The sequence below is a fragment of the Aliiroseovarius sp. ABM4_368 genome (genome assembly GCF_056161205.1).
In genome coordinates this window covers 358,217-381,936 of sequence record NZ_JBSWYR010000003.1, presented here as the reverse complement: position 1 = coordinate 381,936, position 23,720 = coordinate 358,217, and the positions used below count along the sequence as shown (strand labels likewise).

General features: G+C 56.3%; 23 protein-coding genes. 15 read left to right on the top strand and 8 right to left on the bottom strand.

The features are described 5' to 3' along the window. Positions 1–5: 5 nt before the first annotated feature. Genes ACXAH3_RS11185 through ACXAH3_RS11170 form a run of 4 tightly spaced genes read left to right on the top strand, consistent with a single transcriptional unit; the run spans position 6 to position 3,045 of the window. Positions 6–1,097 (top strand): ABC transporter ATP-binding protein, encoded by a 1,092-nt coding sequence (locus ACXAH3_RS11185; protein ID WP_474862162.1) that lies wholly within the window; start codon positions 6–8, stop codon positions 1,095–1,097. Continuing rightward, entirely contained in the window at positions 1,094–1,957 is an 864-nt protein-coding gene (locus ACXAH3_RS11180) for a carbohydrate ABC transporter permease (protein ID WP_474862161.1), read from the top strand. Before ACXAH3_RS11185 ends, ACXAH3_RS11180 begins: the two co-directional genes overlap by 4 nt. Positions 1,958–1,967: 10 nt before the next feature. Then, positions 1,968–2,765, top strand: coding sequence for a carbohydrate ABC transporter permease (locus ACXAH3_RS11175; RefSeq protein ID WP_474862160.1), 798 nt, complete (start codon positions 1,968–1,970; stop codon positions 2,763–2,765). Position 2,766: 1 nt separating this feature from the next. After that, positions 2,767–3,045, top strand: a complete 279-nt coding sequence (locus ACXAH3_RS11170; RefSeq protein ID WP_474862159.1) for a DUF2160 domain-containing protein — start codon at positions 2,767–2,769, stop codon at positions 3,043–3,045. Positions 3,046–3,115: 70 nt separating this feature from the next. Here ACXAH3_RS11170 and ACXAH3_RS11165 read toward each other — a convergent pair whose 3' ends face one another. The 5 genes from ACXAH3_RS11165 to ACXAH3_RS11145 all read right to left on the bottom strand — a co-directional run bounded on the left by ACXAH3_RS11165 (position 3,116) and on the right by ACXAH3_RS11145 (position 8,566). Beyond that, on the bottom strand, positions 3,116–4,228 hold the full coding sequence (locus ACXAH3_RS11165; RefSeq protein ID WP_474862158.1) for a M56 family metallopeptidase: 1,113 nt from the start codon (positions 4,226–4,228) through the stop codon (positions 3,116–3,118). Then, complete coding sequence (locus ACXAH3_RS11160; RefSeq protein ID WP_474862157.1) at positions 4,218–4,610, bottom strand: BlaI/MecI/CopY family transcriptional regulator; 393 nt, start codon at positions 4,608–4,610, stop codon at positions 4,218–4,220. The genes ACXAH3_RS11165 and ACXAH3_RS11160 overlap by 11 nt, the downstream gene beginning before the upstream one ends. 214 nt (positions 4,611–4,824) lie before the next feature. Next, positions 4,825–5,994 carry an acetylornithine deacetylase gene (gene argE / locus ACXAH3_RS11155; RefSeq protein WP_474862156.1) on the bottom strand — a complete coding sequence of 390 codons (1,170 nt, stop codon included), beginning with the start codon at positions 5,992–5,994 and terminating at the stop codon, positions 4,825–4,827. Positions 5,995–5,997: 3 nt separating this feature from the next. Further along, the gene (locus tag ACXAH3_RS11150; RefSeq protein ID WP_474862155.1) at positions 5,998–7,182 is read right to left on the bottom strand and encodes a M24 family metallopeptidase; all 1,185 of its coding nucleotides are present in this window, start codon (positions 7,180–7,182) and stop codon (positions 5,998–6,000) included. Positions 7,183–7,192: 10 nt separating this feature from the next. Continuing rightward, entirely contained in the window at positions 7,193–8,566 is a 1,374-nt protein-coding gene (locus ACXAH3_RS11145) for an aminotransferase class III-fold pyridoxal phosphate-dependent enzyme (RefSeq protein WP_474862154.1), read from the bottom strand. Between the two features lie 470 nt (positions 8,567–9,036). Here ACXAH3_RS11145 and ACXAH3_RS11140 point away from each other — a divergent pair, with 470 nt between their 5' ends. The 7 genes from ACXAH3_RS11140 (at position 9,037) to ACXAH3_RS11110 (ending at position 15,852) form a co-directional block, all read left to right on the top strand. Further along, a complete protein-coding gene (locus ACXAH3_RS11140; RefSeq protein WP_474862153.1) occupies positions 9,037–9,777 on the top strand; it encodes a TIM barrel protein in 741 nt (246 codons plus the stop codon). Positions 9,778–9,859: 82 nt separating this feature from the next. Beyond that, positions 9,860–10,798: a substrate-binding domain-containing protein gene (locus ACXAH3_RS11135; protein ID WP_474862152.1), complete on the top strand. Its 939-nt coding sequence runs from the start codon at positions 9,860–9,862 to the stop codon at positions 10,796–10,798. 78 nt (positions 10,799–10,876) lie between these two features. Then, positions 10,877–11,959: an ABC transporter permease gene (locus ACXAH3_RS11130; protein ID WP_474862151.1), complete on the top strand. Its 1,083-nt coding sequence runs from the start codon at positions 10,877–10,879 to the stop codon at positions 11,957–11,959. 16 nt (positions 11,960–11,975) lie between these two features. Next, complete coding sequence (locus ACXAH3_RS11125; protein ID WP_474862150.1) at positions 11,976–12,758, top strand: ATP-binding cassette domain-containing protein; 783 nt, start codon at positions 11,976–11,978, stop codon at positions 12,756–12,758. 58 nt (positions 12,759–12,816) lie between these two features. After that, positions 12,817–13,962: a phytanoyl-CoA dioxygenase family protein gene (locus tag ACXAH3_RS11120; RefSeq protein WP_474862149.1), complete on the top strand. Its 1,146-nt coding sequence runs from the start codon at positions 12,817–12,819 to the stop codon at positions 13,960–13,962. A 45-nt stretch (positions 13,963–14,007) separates the two neighbouring features. Next, the gene (locus ACXAH3_RS11115) at positions 14,008–14,766 is read left to right on the top strand and encodes an SDR family NAD(P)-dependent oxidoreductase (RefSeq protein WP_474862148.1); all 759 of its coding nucleotides are present in this window, start codon (positions 14,008–14,010) and stop codon (positions 14,764–14,766) included. A gap of 84 nt (positions 14,767–14,850) precedes the next feature. Then, positions 14,851–15,852 carry a LacI family DNA-binding transcriptional regulator gene (locus ACXAH3_RS11110; protein ID WP_474862147.1) on the top strand — a complete coding sequence of 334 codons (1,002 nt, stop codon included), beginning with the start codon at positions 14,851–14,853 and terminating at the stop codon, positions 15,850–15,852. Between the two features lie 52 nt (positions 15,853–15,904). On the opposite strand, the gene ACXAH3_RS11105 is transcribed toward ACXAH3_RS11110, so the two are convergent. From ACXAH3_RS11105 to ACXAH3_RS11095, 3 genes are read right to left on the bottom strand one after another with little or no spacing between them, the layout of a single operon-like run. Beyond that, a complete protein-coding gene (locus ACXAH3_RS11105; RefSeq protein WP_474862146.1) occupies positions 15,905–17,038 on the bottom strand; it encodes a Gfo/Idh/MocA family protein in 1,134 nt (377 codons plus the stop codon). Between the two features lie 12 nt (positions 17,039–17,050). Continuing rightward, on the bottom strand, positions 17,051–17,944 hold the full coding sequence (locus ACXAH3_RS11100) for a sugar phosphate isomerase/epimerase family protein (RefSeq protein ID WP_474862145.1): 894 nt from the start codon (positions 17,942–17,944) through the stop codon (positions 17,051–17,053). 17 nt (positions 17,945–17,961) lie between these two features. Next, on the bottom strand, positions 17,962–19,065 hold the full coding sequence (locus tag ACXAH3_RS11095; protein WP_474862144.1) for a Gfo/Idh/MocA family protein: 1,104 nt from the start codon (positions 19,063–19,065) through the stop codon (positions 17,962–17,964). Positions 19,066–19,191: 126 nt separating this feature from the next. Here ACXAH3_RS11095 and iolD point away from each other — a divergent pair, with 126 nt between their 5' ends. Genes iolD through ACXAH3_RS11075 form a run of 4 tightly spaced genes read left to right on the top strand, consistent with a single transcriptional unit; the run spans position 19,192 to position 23,719 of the window. After that, positions 19,192–21,057 carry a 3D-(3,5/4)-trihydroxycyclohexane-1,2-dione acylhydrolase (decyclizing) gene (gene iolD, locus ACXAH3_RS11090; RefSeq protein ID WP_474862326.1) on the top strand — a complete coding sequence of 622 codons (1,866 nt, stop codon included), beginning with the start codon at positions 19,192–19,194 and terminating at the stop codon, positions 21,055–21,057. After that, complete coding sequence (gene iolC / locus ACXAH3_RS11085; protein ID WP_474862143.1) at positions 21,057–22,037, top strand: 5-dehydro-2-deoxygluconokinase; 981 nt, start codon at positions 21,057–21,059, stop codon at positions 22,035–22,037. Before iolD ends, iolC begins: the two co-directional genes overlap by 1 nt. A gap of 12 nt (positions 22,038–22,049) precedes the next feature. Continuing rightward, positions 22,050–22,892, top strand: coding sequence for a 5-deoxy-glucuronate isomerase (locus ACXAH3_RS11080; protein ID WP_474862142.1), 843 nt, complete (start codon positions 22,050–22,052; stop codon positions 22,890–22,892). Continuing rightward, on the top strand, positions 22,889–23,719 hold the full coding sequence (locus tag ACXAH3_RS11075) for a class II fructose-bisphosphate aldolase (protein WP_474862141.1): 831 nt from the start codon (positions 22,889–22,891) through the stop codon (positions 23,717–23,719). The genes ACXAH3_RS11080 and ACXAH3_RS11075 overlap by 4 nt, the downstream gene beginning before the upstream one ends. The last annotated feature ends 1 nt before the right edge of the window (position 23,720 follow it).

The window sequence follows — 23,720 nt, the reverse complement described above, 5'->3', positions numbered from 1 at the left end:
ACGAGATGGCCAAGATCACGCTAAAGAACCTTCGGCATTCCTATATGCCGGACCCGCAAGGTCCCGAGGATTACGCGCTGAAGCAGCTCGATATCGATTGGGAAGATGGCGGGGCCTATGCGCTGCTCGGCCCCTCCGGCTGTGGGAAATCCACGCTGTTGAACATCATTTCCGGGCTTCTGATGCCGTCCGAAGGGCAAATCCTGTTCGATGATCAGGACGTCACGCCTTTGCCGCCGGATCAGCGCAACATCGCACAGGTTTTCCAGTTTCCGGTCATCTACGACACGATGACGGTTTACGACAATCTTGCCTTCCCTTTGCGTAATCGGGGCAGGGACGAGGCGACCGTGCGCGAGCGCGTGCTTGAGATTGCCGAGATGCTGGAAGTCACGGATATGCTGGATCGTCGCGCGGCGGGGTTGTCACCAGACAACAAGCAGAAGATTTCGATGGGGCGCGGGTTGGTGCGCAACGACGTGAATGTCGTGATGTTCGATGAACCGCTGACGGTGATCGACCCGCATCTGAAATGGAAACTGCGATCGAAGCTGAAAGAACTGCATCAGCGGGTGAAAGCGACGATGATCTATGTGACCCATGACCAGACCGAAGCGCTAACCTTCGCAGATCAGGTCGTGGTTATGGAAGAGGGCGAAGTGGTTCAGATCGGCACCCCGGTCGAGCTGTTTGAACGTCCCGCGCACACCTTCGTCGGACACTTTATCGGGTCGCCCGGCATGAACGTGCTTCCGGCCGAGTTGCGAGATGGCGGAGCCTTTTTCCTAGGGCAGAACATCCCACTAGAAGGGGCGGTGAAGCCCGGAACAGAAGGTCGGATCGAAATCGGGGTACGCCCCGAATTCGTCGCGGTTGGTGACAGCGGCATTGCAGCGCGGGTCAGGCGCGTGGCCGATGTGGGACGTCATAACGTGATCGAGGCGATGGTCGGAGACCAAAAGGTCGCCGCCATTCTGAACGGACCCGCCCCGGCGCAGGGCGATTTGGTCCATCTGCAATTCCAACAGAACCAAACCCGCATCTATTCCGATGGCTGGATCGCCACTGATCCCGCCGCGCAGGAGGTTTCAATATGAAAACCGAAAACCAAAAGGCGTGGCTCTTCGTGCTGCCGGTTTTGATCCTGGTGGCCTTCAACGCGCTGATCCCGATGATGACGGTCGTGAACTATTCGGTTCAGGAAACCTTCGGCGACAACCTATTCTTCTGGGAAGGGCTGACGTGGTTTGAGCAGATTTTGCGATCCGAACGCTTCCACGCCGCCCTTGGCCGTCAGTTCCTTTTCACCTTCTTGATCCTGATCATCGAGGTGCCACTGGGCATCGCCATCGCCCTTTCCATGCCGCGCAAAGGCCCTTGGGTGCCGGTCTGTCTGGTTCTGATGGCTTTGCCGATGTTGATCCCGTGGAACGTGGTGGGCGCGATGTGGAACATCTTTGCACTGCCGGATATCGGTCTGCTGGGGTACTTCATCAACCATGTTCTGGGCATCAGCTATGATATGACCCAGAACCCGTTCGCGGCATGGGTGACCATCATCACGATGGATGTTTGGCACTGGACATCGCTTGTAGTTTTGCTGGCCTATGCGGGGTTGGTGTCGATCCCGGATGCGTATTACCAAGCGGCTAAGATCGACGGCGCGTCCAACTGGTCGGTGTTTCGCTTTATCCAACTGCCGAAGATGAAGAACGTGCTGACCATCGCGATCCTTCTAAGGTTCATGGACAGTTTCAACATCTATACCGAGCCCTTCGTCCTGACGGGCGGTGGCCCCGGCAACTCGACCACGCTTCTGTCCATCGACCTTGTGAAAATCGCCCTTGGGCAGTTCGATCTTGGACCGGCGGCGGCGATGTCCCTGATCTATTTCGCAATCACGCTTTTGGTGTCTTGGGTGTTTTACACCGTGATGACCAAAGACGACTTGAACTAAGGGCGGCACCATGAAGAAACGATCCCTCGTCCCGATCATCTACATCATCTTCCTGATGTTGCCGATCTATTGGCTTGTCGCGATGAGCTTTAAGACCACGAACGAAATTCTTGCGGGCTTTTCTTTGTTCCCGCAGACCTTCACGCTGGATGCCTATAAGACGATCTTTACCGATCCGACGTGGTACTGGGGCTATATCAACTCGATCATTTATGTGACCATCAACACGGTCATTTCGATCGCGGTGGCTTTGCCTGCGGCCTATGCGTTTTCGCGCTATCGCTTCTTGGGTGACAAGCACCTGTTCTTCTGGCTGCTGACCAACCGGATGGCCCCGGCGGCGGTGTTTGCCCTTCCGTTCTTCCAGCTTTATTCAGCCGTGGGTATCTTTGACACGCACCTTGCTGTCGCGCTGGCGCATTGCCTGTTCAACATCCCGTTGGCTGTGTGGATCCTGGAAGGCTTTATGGGTGGCGTTCCGAAGGAATTGGACGAGACCGCCTATATCGACGGCTATTCCTTCCCACGCTTCTTCGTGTCGATCTTTATCCCGACGATCAAGGCGGGCGTCGGTGTCGCCGCGTTCTTCTGCTTCATGTTCTCGTGGGTCGAGCTGCTTCTGGCGAAAACCCTTACAGCCGTGGCCGCCAAGCCAATCGCTGCGACCATGACCAAAACCGCGTCCAGTGCGGGATACGAGCTGGGATTGTTGGCAGCTGCAGGCACACTGACGATTATTCCGGGCGCAATCGTGATTTACTTCGTCCGCAACTACATCGCGAAGGGCTTCGCGATGGGGAGGGTTTGATATGCTAAGTTGGATGGCTTGGACGTGGCCAACGGCGTTGGTGTTCATCGGAATTTTCACAGGCATCGCGATCCTGACAATCACCGAGATTAAATACCCCGGCGGGGCAGAACGTCAGGGCATACTAGGGCTGACCACGACGCGTGGGGATCGCTATTTCCTTAGCCTTCTGGGCACCAGCTTCATCTTCCTGATCTGGCTGGGACTAATCGGAATGCCGCTTTGGGGGCCGCTGGTAATTTCGATTGGTTGGGGCGTGTTCTGCTTCTGGAAAGTTTAGGTTTTCACCCCATCACTCACGAGAACCAAAGAAACGGCCCAGCTTTCTGGGCTGTTTTCTTATTGGATGACTACCAGCTGCGCTGCGCCAGAGTATTCAACTGGTTCAGCCTCTCAAGATTGGCAACCGTAGACAGCATGATGCGCTCGTGGCTCCAATCCGCAGGTTGCGCCAGAGACGTCGCACCGACGAATACACACGTGGTCACAGCGATCGACATCGCGATCCCCACAAACCGGCGTTCGCGCCGTGGATTGGCTTGGTTGTCGGCAATCTCGAGAATGCGATCTTTCAGCATTGACCGCCGCCCGATCAAAGGGATCGTCCGCCCAACCAAAGGCACCCCAAAAGCGCGGGGGTGGCCGGGTGTTTCGCTGTTGCGTCGGGCAATGCTGAGAAGCCGGATCGAATAGCTGTGGGCATCAAACCCCCTGCGCGCCAGATAGGCACGGTCACAGGCCAGTTCCCCCAGCTTGCGCAGCCGCCCCGACAGGAACCAGAAGCCGGGGTTCAGAACCGCCAAAGGCGAGATCAGCGACAAGATCACCTCGGCGTCTACATCGCCTTGGCGAATGTGTTGCATCTCGTGACCAATGGACATCTGCATCGCATCGCGGTCTCGGTAAATATTCTCTGGCAGTACGACATAGTAATACCACAGCCCTCGCGTCGAATAGGGTACAGTAATCTCGGGGCTTAGTACGACGCGCATGCGCCGGCTTTGACCCATCACATGCCCAGCCCGAATGGAACGGCGAATGCGCGCGACATTGATGGCCAGGTAAAAGCTTCGGCCAATGAACGCTGTAAAAAACGCGGCGACCAACATGATGACCAATGTTGAGCCACCGGTTGTGATGTGGTCAATCATCTGCGTTTTGATGGAAATCAGCGCGTTCATTTCACTGGCGCTGACTGAAAGATTGCCCTTCAGGTACTGCGCAACAATAGCATCTGTCGCATTTACGGATGTCGCCAGCGGCGAGGACACCAGAAACGGCAGAAGAAATGGTAATACGACAAGGCTGGCACAGGCAGTTACGCCCAATCGGCGGCGCGTCAAGAAGCATCGCCGTTGTCCACTCAGCAGGAATGCTGTTTCAAAAACGGCGAAGACCAAAGCGGCCAGCAAGATCATGGATTGAATCCAGATCACCCCCCCTACGATTTGTTCAATCGTCATCCTTTCTGATCCTTGTATCAATGATCTCTTTTATTTCCTGGATCATTTCGTCCGTCAGATCTTCGTTATCCACCAGTCGCGCAACCAGCGCGGTCGGTGTTCCTCCAAACAAAGCATCTGACAAATTTTTGAGGGACCGTCCCTCGTACTCATGTCTTTGGATGGCGGGCACATACACGAGACTTCTGGCCTGCCGCTCGGAAGTGACATACCCTTTATCATCCAAAATTTTCATGACGGTCGCCACGGACGTATAGGCCCGCTTGGTACTGCCCTTCAGGGCCCCCATAACATCACGCACCGATCCAGAGCCAATGCTCCAGAGGGCGATCATAAATTCGAGCTCAACTTCGGTGAGCAGTTCGCTGCGTCGGCGCGCCACGGCAATTCTCCGTCAATAGTAACTAGAAAATTAGTATACAGAAAACCGTTCTGTGCATAGCTAAAATCCATCAGTGGCATAGGTAGGTGATTTTGAAATCTTAGTTGGGTAACCTATTTGCTTGGAGCTGCGCTTTGCAAAATCGAATGAAGTCGCTTCATCGTGATGCTGTTGGAGGAGCTCGTCTGACACCATTCCGAGGGCTGACAGTAGGCTATTTGTCCAACACTTCATTCGCGAAAGTTAGGTCGAGATCTCTCAGCATAGTCAGGCAGTTCGACAGCTGTTCGACCGCAAGAAACTCATTCGCCTTGTGCGCCTGATCGATGCTTCCTGGCCCACATACGACCACGTCCATGCCAAGCTGTTGAAAAATCCCGGCCTCGGTTCCGAAGGGGACGACATCCGCGGAATTGGCCCCGGTCAGTTCGGTCAGGATGCGTTTTGCTTCGTTGTCTTTCGTCGGGATCAAACCTGCGACCTCGCCGATAATTTCAGTCTCGATTGAAGCGTCGGGGTGGACGGCCTGCATTGCGGGCAGAAGCGTGTCATTGCAATATGTGGTGATGGCCTGCTTTACGAACTCGGCGTCCGAGCTCTGCACAGGCCGCATCTCCCAGTCCAACTGTGCTTTCGGGGCGATGACATTGTGCACACTGCCGCCATGTAAGGCCCCCACGTTCATCGTCGTCCAAGGTGGGTCGAACGGGCTGTCTTTTGGGGCCATGGTTTTCAACTGCTCGCGCAGTTCCAGCAGCCACGACACATAGCGCACAGCGTACTCTATCGTATTCACACCCAGATCGGGGGCGGAGCCGTGTCCTTCGAGACCCTGAAACCGCGTCGTGTACTCAAAGCAGCCTTTGTGGCCTTCGATGATGCGCATCATGGTCGGCTCTCCGATGATGGCCATTGCCGGGCGTATGCCACGCTCGGTCAGTGCTTTCGCCAGATGCCCCGCACCGATACAGCCGGTTTCTTCGTCATATGTGAAGGCAAAATGGATGGGTGCCGTGCGCGGGGTTTGCGCGAAATGCGGGGCCTTCGCCAGTGTCGCTGCGATGAATCCCTTCATGTCACACGTTCCGCGCCCATAAAGCCGCCCGTCACGTTCAACCATTTCGAACGGATCCGAGGTCCACTCCTGATCCGTAACCGGTACGACGTCACAGTGCCCAGACAGGACCAGTCCCCCGTCAGTTTCTGGCCCCAGTGTGGCAAAAAGATTGGCTTTCTGTCCTGTTGGGTCGTGAAAGACCTCGACCCGTGCTCCGCAGGCTTCAAGGTGATCAGCCAAGTAACCGATCATCGCCAGATTGCTGTCTGCCGAGACCGTCGGAAAGGCGATCAGATCCTTCAGAATGCGCTTGGCCTGATCCAGCATGGGTTAGCCTTTCACAAATAGCTTACGGTCGATGGAGCACATCGGCTCTGCCGCGCCACTGTCGCGGATCAGGATAGTCTCGGTCGTCTCAAGCCCCCAGCTGTCCATCCAAAGCGCAGGCATGAAATGGAAGACCATGCCGGGTTCCAACAGCGTTTCATCCTCGCTGCGGATCGACGCGGTACGTTCGCCCCAGTCGGGTGGATAGCTGAGGCCGATGGGATAGCCCATGCGGCCCGACCGTTTGATCCCGTGCTTGGCAAGGACGACCATGAAGGCATTGGCGATGTCACAGGTCCGATTGCCTGCGCGGGCTGCGTTCAAACCCGCTTCGATGCCTTCAAGCTGCGCTTCCTCCGCGCGCAACATCTCGTCCGAGGGTTTGCCAAGGAACACGGTCCGGCAAAGCGGCGCGTGATAGCGACGATAGCAGCCTGACAGCTCAAAGAAGGTTGCTTCGCCTTCGCGCATCTGGGCGCCGTTCCACGTCAGGTGGGCGGCAGTGGCGTCGATGCCAGAGGGTGTGAGGGGCACGATTGCGGGAAAGTCGCCCCAATCGTCGCCGACCCCGGTGATGCCCGCATGCATGATATCCGCCACCAGATCGTTCTTGCGTACGCCTGGTGCTGCGCGGTCAATCGCGGTCTGGACGACCTTGTCGGAGATGCGCGCGGCTTTGCGGATGAAGGCAATCTCGTCCTCGGATTTGACCAGCCGCTGCCAGTTGACCAAGGCCGTTGCGTCCACCAGCTTGGCCTCGGGCAGCTCGTCGGTCAGAACCGCATGGGCCTTGGCCGAGTAGTAATAGTTCTCCATCTCGACGCCGATCCGTGTGGTGCCAAGCCCGCGCGCTTTCAGATGCGCGGCCAGGTCCTGCATGGGGTGAACCAACGTCGACTGAACGAAATGGTCGCCATAGCCAAGGATGTTTTCGTGATCCATCCAACAGGTGCGGCGTCCGCCCATCATATCCATGTAGCGACCCCACCAAATGGGTTCGCCTTCCATCGTCAGGATCACCCCCTGATGGACATAGAAAGACCAGCCGTCATAGCCGGTCAGCCACGCCTGATTTGAGGGGTCAGTGACAAAGATTGCCTCCAACCCGGCCTGCGCCATCGCGCTTCGGGTCAGGGTAATCCGTCGTTGGTATTCCGCTTGGCTGAAAGGAGCGTTTGTCTGAGTCAATGAAACCTCCTTAGCCGAGAACCGCGTGAATTGCCCGTGCCGTGGCGGCCACGATTTGATCTGCTTCGTCCTTGGTAAGGCAGAAGGGCGGGGCGAAGCCCAGAATGTCCCCCTGCGGCATGGCACGTGCGATGATGCTGTCTTGTTCCAGCAGTTTGGCAGCGATCTGCGGTCCGATCTTATCGTTGGCATCAAAGAAGCTGCGGCTGTCTTTGTCGGCAACGAACTCGACCGCACAGAGCATACCTTCGCCGCGGACCTCGCCCACGTTTGCGTGGGACCCAAGCGCGTCCTGCATCGCGCCGTTCAGATAAGCCCCGACGGCGCCCGCATTCGTGACCAGATCCAGATCGTCGATCAGCTTCAGGTTCGCGACCCCTGCCGCCGCACCGATCGGGTGGGCGGAATAGGTCCAGCCGTGCCCGATGGGTCCGGTTTCGTCGGTCCCTTGTTCCAGAACCTTCCACATCTTGTCTGACACGATGGTGCCCGATAGCGGCGCATAGGCCGATGTCAGCCCTTTGGCGATGGTGATCAGGTCTGGGCGCAGACCATAGTGATCCGACCCAAACATCGTTCCCAAGCGGCCGAAGCCGGTGACAACCTCGTCCGCGACCAAAAGGATGTCATGCTTTTCAAGCACCGCTTGGATCGCCTCCCAATAGCCTGCTGGGGGCGGGACGATCCCGCCCGTGCCCAATACCGGCTCGCCGATGAAGGCGGCGATGGTGTTGGCGCCTTCGCGCGCAATTAGCGCTTCCAGCTCGACCACGCAATGATCGACGAACTCGGCCTCGGTTTGGATGGTGTCTGGACGGCGGAAGTAATATGGCGCTTCGGTGTGGATCACTTGGGCCAAGGGCAGGTCGAATTTGTTGTGAAACAGTTCAAGCCCGGTCATTGATCCCGTCATCAACCCGGACCCATGATACCCCCGCCAGCGCGAGATGATCTTCTTTTTCTCGGGGCGGCCAAGGATGTTGTTGTAATACCAAATAAGCTTGATGTTGGTTTCGTTCGCGTCCGACCCTGACAGACCGAAATAGACCTTCGACATATGATCCGGTGCGCGATCAAGGATCATCTTGGACAAGGTGATCGACGCCTCGGTCCCATGCCCGACATAGGAATGGTAATAGGCCAACTCGCGGGCCTGGTCGGCGATGGCTTCGGCGATCTCGGGGCGGCCATAGCCCACATTTACGCAGTAAAGCCCGGCAAAGGCATCCAGCATACGGTTTCCGTCGCGGTCTTCGATGTGACAGCCGGTGCCACCGGTGATCACACGATGTGGAATGTTGCCACGTGCAAACTCGGCCAGATGTGTCGATGGGTGAAAAAAGTTCTCACGATCCCAGGTTTCAAGTTGGTCGTTGTGAAGCATGGAGTGCCCCTCAGGTTTAGGCGGCGCGCCGCCGGTTGTCATGAAAGGAGCCTGTTGCACGCATCAAACCGCATTGGTTCGACCTGAGCAGACGGGCTCCGCTCACCCCGACAGCAGCGCGCAATGCCTTTATTGTCTGGGTCATCCAGAAGATGCATGAAGGCACCGGTTTCATCAATGAATAATTATTGCCGCGGGACAATTGACTTGGCGGACCTTGAGTGAAGATGTCTGTGCCAGTGGCTGCGATGGCTTGCCATGCGTCGCCATCTGAAACGTCACAATCGGCTTCGTTTCCTCGTCCTCAAGGTCGGGCATTCCTGACGTCGGATTGCAGGATGTTCTGGGGGCGGGCAGGTTAGACCACAAGCGGAATCGGTGTTTCAAAGGTTTTGGCGATGATACCCTCTTAACCAGTCCGTCATTGGTCTAAGCTGCAATTTGACAGCTTTCTTCAGGCTGCCGCCGGATTGCGGTGTGTAGGGGTTGAGCTGCGAAATGATCTTGGGAAGCCGCTTTTTGATCGGATGGATGCAAAAGACGCAGGGTCGCTTGTCAAAGAACATGGGTTGCGGCTGCTGGGTTTGTCACAAGTATATCCTTGCAACCGATGCTCAAACGAGGTCTCGAGCCAAGTCGAAACCCTGATCGAGGCAGCAGTTCTGTCGGGGGCAGAAACCATCAGCTTGATACCTTGCAACGATGGCTCGGGCACAGATGAAACTGCTCGTATTCAAGATCTGACATTCGCGCTCGATCGCTATCTGCCACTGTTGAAGGAAGCAGGAGTTGTGGCTTTGGTCGAGCCGCTTGGGTTTGACAGCGCGTCATTGCGCTTCAAGTCCGAAATTGTAAGCGTCGTTGAAGCGCTGGATGCGTCTGACCACATCAAAATAGTCCACGATGCGTTCCATCATGCGCTTGCAGGTTGCGGGCAGCTTTATCCAGAGCAGACCGGAATTGTACATGTCTCGGGCGTCATGGCCAAGCTGCCCTTTGAGCGGCTGCGGGATGAACATCGCAGTTTGGTTGGACCAGCAGACCAGATAGACAACGTTGGCCAAATTCAAGCTTTGATGGATGCTGGATATACCGGTGTCTTCTCATTCGAATGCTTCGCACCCGAGGTTCACGACCTGTCTGATCCTGTTGCTGCGATCAAACAATCTATCGACTTCATTACTTCGCAAATGCAGCAGAGGGCTGCGTGATGCGAGGTGCTAAACTGCCCCGCTTTTGGGCATTCCGGTGAAAGAAACGGCGTGCCGGACGCCAATTTCTGGGAGGAAAATCATGAAGAAAACTATTCTGGCGGCAGGTATGGCCACACTGATGGGCACGAGCGCAATGGCTCAGGAAATCGGTGCAACCTTTTCTAGGTTCGATGACAACTGGCTGACCGTTCTGCGCAACGGTATGGTCGAATATGCCGCAACCATTGATGGCCTGTCATACCAGCAGGAAGACGCGACTGACGACGTCGCCAAACAGATCGACCAAGTTAAAAACTTTGTCGCTTCTGGCGTTGACGCGATCATCGTGAATATCGTGGACACTTCGGCTGGTGCGGCTGTCTCGGCGGCGGCTGGCAATGTGCCTCTGGTCTACGTGAACCGCGAGCCCGACAACGTGGACGAGCTGCCCCCGACGCAGGCGTTTGTGGCATCGAACGAAATCGAATCCGGCACATTGTCTGCCTTCGAGGTTTGCAAAAACCTTCGTGCAGCTGGCAAAGCTGACGGCGCACGTGGTTATCTGATGAACGGTCAGCTGTCGAACCAAGCGGCGGTTCAGCGTTCGAAGGACGTTCACGACGTGATCGGCATGGACATGTGTAACTTCATGACCCTGATCGACGAGCAACCGGCAAACTGGTCACGTGACGAAGCGCAAGACCTTATGACCAACTGGATGTCGACGGGTGAACCGTTTGATTTCGTTCTGGCCAACAACGACGAGATGGCAATTGGTGCGATCCAGGCCATGAAATCCGCCGGAATGGACATGGCAGCGGTTCAGGTCGGCGGCGTTGATGCCTCGCAGGACGCGTTGGTTGTGATGTCTGCCGGCGACTATGACGTCACTGTTTTCCAAGATTCAGTGGGGCAGGGGACCGGGTCGATCGACGCCGCGCTCAAGCTGATCGCTGGCGATGACGTGGACAGCAAAGTCTATATCCCATTCGTGCTGGTGACCCCAGAGAACATGGGCGACTTCTTGGACAAAAACTAAGTTTCCAACCTGAAAAAAACGGGGTGGCGCCGGATTGGTGCCGCCCTTTCGTAACTGACCCTAATGGAGGCGGCGAACATGGTCGATACCAGCCACGGCACCGGCGGGCTTATTTTTGACAAGAGTAAAAAATCTTGGTCCAACGAGCTCAACATTTTCATGGCGCTGATCATCATCATCGTCATTTTCGAGATCCTCGGGCAGGTGCTACCTTATATGAGAGGACAGAGCTTTCTCTTTGACACCAAAGACCGTTTCGATGGCGTGTTCGGCATGTTTAATGTCGCCCGACTTCAGATTATCATCCTTCAGGTGGCCATCATCGGCATCATCGCCCTTGGCGTGACACAGGTGATTATCACCGCCGGTATTGACCTAAGCTCGGGTCCATTGGTTGCTGCAACAGCCATGATTGCAATGAGTTTTGCGCAGACCGAACTGGTTAACAGAAACCCCAATCCAAAGGCACTGTTCGGACCGTGGGCGATGGATTTGCCGGTCATTGTGCCTGTTTTCATAGGGATTGCATTCGGTGCGTTGATCGGCGCGATCAATGGTACGTTCATTGCATACCTGCGCATTCCACCCTTTATCGCAACGCTTGGTATGTTCCTTGTTTACCGTGGCATCGCCTTGTGGTGGTCGAGCGGCAATCCGATTTCATTCCCGACCGATTCATATGCCTTTATCGGATCTGGCATGATGCCGGTTGTCTGGTTCGTGCTTCTGGCGATCCTTTTCCACATCATCATGACGCGTACGCTTTATGGCAAGCACACTTACGCGATCGGCTCTAATGAAGATGCTGCGCGCATGTCGGGTATCAACGTCAGACGGCACAAGATCATGGTGTACATGATCGCCTCGATGCTGGCTGCTTTTGCTGGGATCGTGCTGAGCTCTAAAGCTGTAACTGCGCAGGCTGGTATGGGCGAATTCTATGAACTCTTCGCAATTGCCATGGCAGTGATTGGCGGCATCAGCCTGATAGGTGGTCGCGGGTCGATCATCGGCACTGTGCTGGGCGCCATGGTTTTGGGCGTGATCCGGTCGGGCTTTACCTTCGTCAAGCTGGACGGTTCGTATCAGCTTATGGCGATGGGGAGCATCATCGTTGCCGCGGTGGTCCTTGACCAATATCGACAAAGAAATAGCGTTTAATCAGGAGATCTAGAAAATGAGCGACATCATTCTCGAAACCAAAGGCCTGACCAAGCACTATGGCGGCGTACATGCCCTGACTGATGCGAATATGGTTCTTCGCAAGGGCGAACATATCGCGGTGATGGGGGACAACGGTGCAGGAAAGTCCACATTTGTCCGTCAGATCACCGGCGTTGAACAGAAGACCAGAGGGCAAATTATCTTCGACGGGAAAGAAGTGAATTTCTCGGGCCCCATCGACGCACGCGAAGCTGGGATTGAAACTGTGTTTAAGGCGCTTGCTCTGGCTGATGAGTTGAATGTCCCTGACAACCTGTTTCTGGGTCGCGAAATGACCAAGTTCAATTGGTTGGGGCCGTTTCGTTTCTTGGACTACAAGGGGATGCGCGACGCAACCATGGCTGGTCTGGAAAAAACAGCGGTGAAAATCCCGAACATCAGAAACTCGATCCGCAACATGTCCGGTGGCCAACGTCAATGTGTGGCGATCGCCCGAACGGCGACCTTCCATTCAAAGCTTACGATCATGGACGAACCCACGGCAGCACTTGGGGTTCAGGAAACTGCTCAAGTGGAAAATATCGTCCGCCAGCTTAAAGAGCAGGGCGAGCCTTTGATCCTTGTCAGCCATAACATGCGTCAGGTCTTTGATCTTGTTGATCGGATTTATGTCTTCCGGCGCGGCCGGATCGTGGCTAACCTCGACATCAAGTCCGGCGACTATACCGGGGAAGATGTGGTGTCCTATATCACCGGCGCCAAAACGGGCGAGGAGTATATGGAACACGCGCTGTAGACCGAAGATGGGCACTCAAAGCGATGCCCATCATCAATGGCTTGAAGAAGGAGGGCACATGTCAGGATATTATTCGATTGAAGATTGCAGGGTCGATGAATTCAAGGACCTGATCTTGCAGCCCCTTGACCCATCCAAGCTGCGTTTCACTAACCAAATAGAAGCCAATATCCCAATCTATGATGCGACGGATGTTCAGGCGGCACTTGCCACGCCCAAAGACAGCCGCGAGCTGATGGCAGAATGGGCGACGGTGCTGGGCGATCTTTCAGGCATCTTGGTTCTGAAGGGCGCGATCCCTGACCATAATGCAATCGACAGCGCGACCGCGATTTTCGAGGCGATCATCGAGGAAGAGCGTGCTGCGTCGAGTGGAGGAGATCACTTCGGCGAGCGCGGCGCGAATGATCGCATCTGGAATTCGCTTCAGAAACTCTGCCTGCGTGACCCAAAAGTTTTCGCCTGCTACTTTGCCAGCCCTGCCATCGCTGCTGTCTGCGAGGCGTGGCTTGGGTCGTGGTATCAGATGACGACACAGGTCAATCTTGTTCGCCCTGGTGGCAAGGCCCAATCCTGCCATCGGGATTACCACCTTGGCTTCATGACGGAAGCGCAAGCGCAAAGCTTTCCTGTGCGGTCTCATCTTTTGTCCCCAAATCTGACATTGCAAGGAGCGGTCGCGCATTGCGACATGCCCATAGAAAGCGGCCCAACCAAGCTGCTTCCCAATTCGCAACGCTTCGGGCCGGGGTATGTGGCAACGCTTTTGCCAGAGTTCCGAGAGGTGTTCGAAGATCACCATGTGCAGCTGCCATTGGCGAAGGGGGACGGGTTGTTTTTCAATCCTGCAACCTTCCACGCAGCAGGTGAAAACCGATCGAAAGATATTGATCGGATGGCGAACCTGATGCAGATCGGGTCTGCCATGGGGCGTACTCTTGAACGGATTGATCGGACCGAAATGGTGCGCCGGCTTTTCCCTGCTCTTAGGGAATTGGATCTAAGCGCGCCCGAGCGTAAGGCTGCCATTGGCGCTGCCGCGGAAGGCTATCCTTTTCCAACCAACCTTGATACCGATCCCCCAATCGGCGGGTTGGCTTCGGAAAGTCAGGCAAAGCTACTGGCCCGCGCGTTGGACGAGCGTATGCCGCAGGACGCATTCAACCGGGCTTTGGATGAAAACAAGGCGCGGCGAATGCCATAGAATAGACGGAAATGCATCATAGACGATGCCAGAGGGACAGCCCAAGTGACAGATGATTTCGCGAAATACCCTAGTCTTGAAAATAAGGTTGTGTTCATCACAGGTGGCGCATCCGGCATCGGGGCTGAAACAGTCCGGGCATTTACAGAACAAGGGGCCAAGGTGGGCTTTGTTGATCTGGACGAGACCAAAGGTCAAGCCCTGGTGTCAGAGCTTGAAGGCGAACTTGCTTTTGCTGCCTGTGACCTTCGCGACATCGACGGTTTGAAGGCTGCTCTGGGGGAACTCGAGCAATCGCTCGGGCCTGCGCAAGTCCTTGTTAACAATGCGGCGCGCGATGATCGCCATGACTGGCGAGACGTGACCGAAGAATTCTGGGATGAACGCATGGCGACAAATCTCCGCCACATGTTCTTCGCTATTCAGACCGTAGCTCCAAATTTGATCGAAGCTGGCGGCGGCTCGATCATCAACATCGGATCAAATTCATGGTGGGAGGCAGGGGGTGGGTTTCCGGCCTATACGACCGCCAAGGCAGCCGTGCATGGATTGACCCGAACGATGGCCCGCGATCTTGGGAAGCATCGAATTCGTGTGAACACTGTCGTGCCCGGGTGGATCATGACAGACAGGCAGAAAGAGCTGTGGGTCACACCAGAAGCATTAAGCAAGCACCTTGATCGCCAGTGCTTGCCCGACCCAATTGACCCCGTATATGTAACGCGCATGATCCTGTTCCTTGCCTCGGATGATGCTGCCATGTGCAGTGCGAACAATTTTATGGTCGAGGGAGGATCGATCTAGCGCGTCAGGTTCCCAACACCATGCGAAGCACATAGAAGTGTTTGCCTATGTAGGAATTGGCGAGCGCCAAGAGAGGAAAGCGGAATGGCAGTCACGTTGAAAGAGGTTGCAGAGCGTGCAGGGGTATCCCGTTCGGCGGTTTCGCGCACTTTCACGGTTGGTGCCTCTGTCTCGCTCAAAACCCGCCGTAAGGTCGAGAAGGCCGCCGAGGAACTGGGTTATCATCCCAACGCGCTTGCCTCGTCGCTGACCACTGGGCGGACCAAGCTGATTGGTCTGATTTCGAACAACTTCCACAACCCGATTTTCCTGCAGGTGTTTGATCTGTTTACCAGCGGTCTGCAAGACAGAGGACTGCGCCCTTTGCTGGTTAACCTGTCTGACGAGGTCGATCCCGAGAACTCGGTCCGCATGATGCGGCAGTATTCCGTGGATGGTGTGGTGGTTGCCTCTTCAACCCTCCCGCCGGGGTTTTCAAAAGCATTTCGGGACGCGGGTGTTCCGGTGGTACATGCATTTGGAAGGTCGTCATCCACGCCCGAGGTGCATGTGGTCGGGATCGACAATACCGAATGCGGCCGGATGGCAGCGCGCACGCTGGTTGCGCGCGGTCATGACCATATCGCCTTTCTTGGCGGGCCCGAGGCCGCGACCTCGACCCAGGACCGATATACCGGGTTCATGTCGGAGATGGCCGCTCATCCAAAGATCAAGGCCACTTACTCTTTCGCCGAAGCCTATTCCTTTGAAGCAGGACGCAAAGAGATGCTGCGCCTTCTGAAATCCGATCACGCCGAAGCCTATTTTTGTGGTGACGATGTTTTGTCCATCGGTGCACTTTCAGCGGTTCAGGACAGTGGGTTGTCCTGTCCGGAAGATATCGGACTGATCGGGCTGAATGACATGGAGATGGCAGGCTGGGAAAACATCAACCTGACCACCATTCACCAACCGATCCGGCAGATCGTATCCTCGTCGATCGAGCTGATGTTGGCGACGCTCGATGACCCGCAGCGCCTGCCCGAGGCGCGGATCTTCCCATGCTCGGTGGTGGATCGAGGCACATTGCGCCCGACCGAAATCTAGCAATAGAAAGCCGGGCGTTCACCCGGCTTCCTTCGTTTGATTTTAGTGCTCTTTAGCGAAAGATCGACGGCCGCGCGTCCATCCACGTACCGCCACCCTTGGCTGACGCCACCGCAGTATGCACGGCGGCCATCGACCGGACACCATCTGCGGCATTGGGCAGGCCATCTCGGACCTCACCCTGAATGGCATCCGCCAGATCGCAATAGATATTGGCAACCGCCAGCGGGAACCCCTCGGGGTGCGCAATGGCCACACGGCTTAGTCGCTGTGCGTCCTCATACAATCCGTCTTCGCCTTTCTCGATGATCTGAGTGCGCCCACCCACAGGCGTATAGATCAACTGGTTCGGCTGCTCGGATGCCCAACGTAGTCCGCCGGTTTCACCAAACACCTGAATGTCGAACCCATGCTGGCGCCCGATGGCAACAGAGGACGTCCAAAGTCGCCCGACGGTCCCACCTTCCATACGGAAGTTGACCATCGCGTCATCCTCAAGCTCGCGGCTTGGAATGGTCGAGGCGAAGTCCGCCGACAGGGTCGCAACTTCGTCATTGCTGATAAAGCTGGCCATATGCAGCGCATGGATGCCGCAATCCGCAAATTGCCCTGACACGCCTGCCATTTTGGGATCATAGCGCCAGCGAACTCGCGGGTTATCTGCGTCCGTTGCATCCCCGTGATGGCCATGGCTAAAGGCGGTTACGACCAAGCGCACCTTGCCGATTTCGCCATTTTGCACCATTGCACGTGCCTGCCGCACCATCGGATAGGCCGAGTAGCAATAGTTCACCGCGCAGATCTTGCCGGTCCTCTTAACGACGCGGACGATTTCTTCGCCTTCTTCGACTGTCATCGTCATTGGCTTCTCGCACAGAACATTGAACCCTGCCTCAAGGAAGGCTTTGGTGATCTCGAAATGTGTCGAGTTCGGTGTGGCCACTGTTACCAGATCAATCCGGTCGTCACGGTCCTTTTCGCCCGCCAGCATTTCTTTCCAATCGCCATAAGCACGGTCTGCCGACACGCCCAAGCGTTGGGCATATTCGCGGCCCGCTTCTGGACGGTGATCCAATGCGCCAGCTGTCAGTTCAAAGCGACCATCGGCCAATGCGCCCAGACGATGCGCCGGGCCAATCTGGCTGCCTTCGCCGCCGCCAATCATCCCCCATCTCAATTTGTTCATTTCGCGGCCCCTTTATTTAAAGCCAATGGATTCAAGGTATTCGCGGTTGTCGCGATTGTCTGCCATCGGGGTGACATCCATCGTCGGGTCAATATCCTGTTCAACGGTGCACCAACCTTCGAACCCAGCATTAAGCAACACTTGCCGCACAGCCGGGAAATCGACGTCACCCTGACCCAGTTTGCAGAAAATACCTTGCCCGCATGCGTCATAGAATCCGGTGCGGTTCTTGATCACATCGGTCTTCACCTTCGGATCGATATCCTTGAAGTGCATATAGGAAATCCGGTCCATGTGGCGCTTCATGAAGGCCACTGGATCGAAGCCCGCGTAGGAGTGATGCCCGGTGTCGAAGCAGATCTTCAAAAGCGTCTCATCAACTTCGTCCAACAGGCGTTCTAGCTCCGGCTCGAAGTCCATGAACCCGGCGGCATGGGCATGGATGCCCACGGTCAGGCCATATTCCTCGGTCCCGATACGGGCGCTTTCTGCGATGCGATCACGAAAGGCAATCCATTCGGCTTTGTCCATCTGCTCGGCTTCAGAGGCACGACCGGCGGTGGGGGCTCGACGTGGTGAAATCGAGTCGATCAGGACCATATGCTCGGCTCCATGCGCTTTCAGCGCGCGGGCGGTGCGATGTGTGGCGTCCAGCACATCGTCCCATGCGTCCGGGTCGTGATAGGGGCGAAAGACCACGCCGCCGATCAATTGCAGATCATGTTCTGCCAATCCATCGGTCAAGATAGAAGGGTCTTCAGGCATGAAGCCCACCGGGCCTAGCTCGATGCCTTTATACCCGGCCTCGGCGCATTCTTTCAGCACCGTCTTCCAAGTTGGGTTGCGCGGATCATCCGCAAACTCAACCCCCCAAGAACAGGGGGCATTTCCGATTCTGATAGTCATGTTTGTGTCTCCGGTAATCAGAAGCGATTGATATCTTTCCATGTTTCATCTTCGGACGAGGCCAGCACGGCCGCCACCACCCGGTTAACCTCGTGGCCATCGCGAAAGGTGGGCCAAACAGGCTTTCCGGTCTCGATGGCTTGCAGGAAGTCGCGGGCTTCGATGATGATTTGGTCTTGGTAACCTGTGCCGTGACCGGGGCCTTGGCAAAAGGGCTCATAGTTCGGGTGGGCTGGGCCGGTCAGAATCTTCCGAAAACCGCGTTCGGCTTCGGGTCCTTCCATACGGTAAAGCCAGATCGCATTCTGATCTTCCTGATCAAACCGGATCGCGCCTTTGGTCCCTGTGACCTCATAGGCATAGCCCATCTTCCTTCCGGTCGCGACGCGCGAGAAATACAGATGCCCCATTGCCCCGTTTGTGAAGCGGCACATCATCTGTGCGTGGTCGTCATTGGTGACCTTGCCGCCGGGGCGGGTTTTATGAACCGTTTCAACCGATCCCATGACACGTGTGATCGGCCCCATTAGGGCCAATGCTGCGTTAATCATGTGCGGGGCCAGATCGCCCATCGTGCCATTGGCCATGCCGCTGGTGCGCCAATTGGCGGGGGCCTGCGGATCGGCCAGAAAATCTTCGGTATGTTCGCCGCGGAACCAAGTGATGTCCCCGATTTCTCCGTCCGCGATCAGTTTGCAGGCATATTGGCTGGCGGGCGTGCGGATATAGTTGAACCCCACCATATTCGCGCGGCCTGAAGCCTCGGCCGCCGCGACCATGGCTGCACTGTCTTCTAGGGATGAGCCCAAGGGTTTCTCACACAATACCGGCTTTCCAGCGGCAAAGGCGGCCTCGGCAATTGCACGATGCGTTTCCTGAGGCGAGGCAATCACGATGGCCTCGACTAAAGGGTCATTTACCAGCTTGCGCCAGTCATCTGTCCCCTGTGCAAACCCATATGCCTTGCGATAGCGCTCGGCGCTTTCTGGGCTGGAGGCGCAGACCATCTGAAGTCGAGGGCGCAATCCAGTATTGAAAACCGCCCCTACGGACGACATTGCGACAGCATGGGCCTTGCCCATATAGCCGCCACCAACGATGCCAATTCCAATTTCTGTCATCTGTGGCCCCTGAGTTGAGATTCCATTTGCAACCGGTTGCAAAACTTGTATCCTGAGAATCGAAAACTCGCAACCTGTATTCGGCATTCGACCGGCATTATCCGAAGGATCCACGCTGACATGAGCATGACAAATGAGACGATCCGTCTGACCACCGCACAGGCCATCATTCGTTGGTTGTCGAACCAGTTTATCGAAATTGATCGCGAAGAGCTGCGCTTGTGCGGCGGGGGTTTCGGAATTTTTGGGCATGGCAATGTTACATGCTTAGGCGAGGCGCTCTATGGCGTTCAGGACGAACTTCCTTTGTATCGAGGTCAGAACGAACAAAGCATGGGCTTTGCGGCGGCCGGGTATGCCAAGCAGTGGCTGCGCCAGCGGTTCATGTTCTGCACGGCAAGTGCTGGGCCGGGGACGTTGAATTTGGTCACAGCATCGGCGCTGGCTCATGCCAACCGTCTGCCAATGCTCATGCTGTGTGGCGATGGGTTTTTGACCCGGTTGCCCGACCCGGTTCTTCAGCAGATGGAGAACTTTGGCGACCCGACTTTTGGCGCTAACGATGCCTTCAAGCCGGTTACACGGTACTGGGATCGGATCACTCATCCAGCGCAGGTGATTCAATCGCTTCCCAACGCCATTGCCACCATGTTGGATCCCGGCGATTGCGGCCCAGCTTTCCTTGGCCTGCCGCAGGACGTGCAAGGATGGACTTATGATTATCCGGTCGCCTTCTTCGCCAAGAAAGTGCATCGCATTCGTCGTCAGGCGCCTGATGTCGCTGAAATCGCCGACGCAGTGGCGCTGTTGAAAGGCGCCGAGCGCCCGATGATTATTGCAGGTGGTGGGGTGCAGTATTCAAAAGCTGCGGCCGAACTGACCGCCTTTGCCGAGACCCATCAGATCCCGGTGGTCGAAACCATCGCGGGTCGCGCCAACCTGATCAATACCCACCCGTTAAACATCGGCCCCATCGGCGTGACCGGGTCGAACAGTGCCAATGCGATTGCCGAAAAGGCTGATGTCATTGTGGCAGTCGGAACCCGGTTGCAAGACTTTACCACCGGATCGTGGACCGCGTTCGACAAAGGGGCTCAGATCATCTCGGTCAATGCTGCGCGTTACGATGCAGGCAAGCACATGTCCTTGCCAGTTGTGGGCGACGCCAAAGTGTCGCTAAAGATGCTGACCGCCGCACTGGACTATACTGCGCCGACCAAGTGGGTCGCGCAGGCGCAGAAGGAACGGGCCGGCTGGGATGCTTACGTGGCCGAAAATGTTTCCTATGACGATAATCGCCCGAACTCCTATGCCCAAGCGATCGGAGTGGTAAACGCGTTGTGCGACCCGCGCGACCGGGTTGTTGCCGCTGCAGGTGGCTTACCTGCCGAGGTGACCGCCAACTGGCGCACACTCGATGTCGGGACCGTGGATGTGGAGTTCGGCTTTTCCTGCATGGGCTACGAGATCGCAGGAGCTTGGGGCGCACGTATTGCCCAGTCTGAGCGTGAGCCGGATCAGGACACCATCACCTTCTGCGGGGATGGCTCGTATCTGATGTTGAACTCCGACCTCTATTCGTCAGTGCTGAGCCAGAAAAAGCTGATCGTTCTTCTGCTGGATAACGGCGGATTTGCTGTCATCAACAAACTGCAAAACAACACAGGCAATGAAAGCTTCAACAACTTGCTGGCCGATTGCCCAACAATCCCACAAGCCTTTGGAGTCGACTTTGTGGCCCATGCGGCCTCGATGGGGGCTGTGTCGGAAAAGGTGTCCAACCCCGCTGAACTGGGCGAGGCGTTCAAACGCGCCAAGGCCAGCGATCGGTCCTATGTGATCGTGATGGATGTCGACGCCTATGAGGGCTGGACCACCGAGGGTCACGCATGGTGGGAAGTTGGCACGCCGCATATCACTGAAAGTGATCGTGTCCGCGACGCCCATGTTGATTGGGAAGCGGGCCGTGACCGTCAGCGAAAGGGCATTTGATGAGCGCTTTGATTGACGGCATCCGCAAAGGTAATTTCGTGGTCTTTGGTCGTGCGGGCATGGACATGTTCGCTGATCCACCTGGCACACCTGCGGACGAGGCCGAGGTTTTTCGCGCTGATTTAGGTGGGTCTTCCGCCAATATCTGTGCAGGGCTGTGCAAATTGGGCTTGTCCTCGGCGCTGGTCACTTCGGTCAGTGACGACACTGTTGGTCGGTTCTGTACCAACAAGTTGAACCACTACGGTGTTGATACAAAGTACCTGAAAGTGCTTGGCGGCGAACATCGGGTTTCGCTTGCGGTTTACGAAAGCAAGATGGAGGACTTTCAGCTATGCATCTACCGCAACAATGCGGTGGACTTTCAAGTCACAGAAGAAGACGTCGATCGGGTCGATTATGCCGACTACGGCGCCTTGATCACAGCCGGAACCGTCTTTGCCGCCGAACCATCGCGCGCTTCAACCTTCCGCGCCTTTGACAATGCCCGTGCCACCGGTGTGCCAATCATCTTTGACATCGACTATCGCGCTTACAGCTGGCCGTCGGCAGAAGTTGCCGCCGACGTGCTGTCGCGCGCAGGTGCGGCAAGCGACCTGATCGTGGGCAATGATGAAGAGTTCGGCTTTATGGCAGGCGGCATCGAAAAAGGTTTGGATAAAGCCCGCGAGCTGGCCGCCAAGGGTAAGATGGTCATCTATAAGATGGGCCATGAAGGGGCGATCACCCTGTTTGACGGCGAAGAGATGCGGACCGGCATCTATCCGGTCACCGCGATCAAACCCAACGGTGCAGGGGACAGTTTCATCTCGGGCCTGCTGGCTGGAATTGCCGAAACACGCCCCCTGCGCGAGGCGGTCCTGCGGGGCTCGGCCTGTGCTTCTATCGTCGTCAGCCAACCCGGCTGCGCCCCCGCCATGCCAACAACCGAACAGCTGGATGCGTTCCTTGCAACGCATCCCGGTCCGACGGATACCTGAAAGGAAACGACGATGCATATCGCGCCCCATGACAACCAAAACAAACCCATCGTTGATGTCGATCACGACCTTGTCCCGCTGAACTATTTCAACATCGTTAAGCTGAAAAAGGGTGAGGACTTCGATTACGCTGTTCCTGGATACGAGACCTGCGTCGTGCCCGCCACTGGGACGGTGCATGTCGATGTCGACGGTGCGGGGTTCGACACGCTTGGCAATCGAGGCGTTGATGTGTGGGATGGTGAGCCGGAAGGCGTTTATGTGCCAACAGGTGCCAAAACCCGGATCACCTGCCTGTCCGAAGAAACCGAGGTCTTCATCGCGGGTGCGAAATACGACAAGGTTCTGGAGCCGTTCGATGTGCGAGCTGACGAATTGGACCTTGTGCAATACGGCTCGGACGACACCAAGACACACCGCAAGATCAAGCATATCCTTGGTGCCAATCAGCACGACAAGGTTGGCCGCTTGCTGGTCAGCGAACTTTACACCGTGGGTGCGGGTGGCTGGTCGGGCTTTCCGTCGCACAAGCACGACACGGATCGTCTGCCCGAGGAAACCCGCCATGACGAGACCTATAACTTCCGCTTCAAGCCGAACTATGGATCGGGTTTGCAAATGCTTCAGCGCGAAGACAACGAACCGGGCGATGCATATCACATCATGGACCGCTCAACGATCCTGATCGACAAGGGCTATCACCCATGTGCCGTTTTGCCGGGATACGAGATGTATTACTTCACCATTCTGGGCGGTCTAAGCCAGCGGTCGCTAAAGCAGTATTTCCAGCCGACCCATGAAGAACAGTTGCACACGATCCCCGGCATCATGGACATGGTGGCCAAGTTCAAATGAGCCTCGTAACGCTAGCAGATGTGCTTCAGCCTGCACTGAAGCAGGGCCATGCTGTGGCCGGGTTGGTCACGCTGGGCTGGGAAGATATGCGCGCATATGTGGCCGCCGCCGAGGCTGAAGGTTTGCCTGTGATCCTGCAGGCTGGTCCCGGGTGCCGCGAACACACACCATTGCCGATCCTTGGCAAGATGTTCCGCTATTTGGCTGAAAATTCCAGCGTGCCGGTTGTTGCCCATCTGGATCACGGCTACACCGTTGAAGACTGCCGGATCGCAATTGACAGCGGCTTTACGTCGGTGATGTTTGACGGCTCGCGCAAGCCGTTGAACGAAAACATTAATGAAACCGCCGCGATCGTAGAGATGGCCCATCGCGCAGGCGTGTCCTGCGAGGGCGAGATCGGGTTTGTCGGCTATTCCGGCGGCGAAAGTTCAGCGGGAACCGATCCCGACGAAGCCGCAAAATTCGCGCGCGAAACTGGCGTCGATGCGATGGCGATCTCGGTCGGCAATGTGCATTTGCAACAGGATGCAAGCGACGGTCTGGACGAAGCCCGTATCCGCGCAATCGAGGCCGTAACCGAGGTGCCTCTGGTCATCCATGGCGGCTCGGGTGTTCCAACAGCACAGCGCACTGACTTGGCGCGCACCAGCGCGATTTGCAAATTCAATATCGGAACCGAGCTGCGCATGGCCTTCGGTGCCGCTTTGCGTGACGCCGTAAACAGCGATACAGACCGCTTTGACCGGGTGCAGATCCTGAAGGAAACTCACGATCCTTTGGTCAAAGCAACGCGGCGAGTCCTGCAAGCATTTAAGGGAAGTTAGA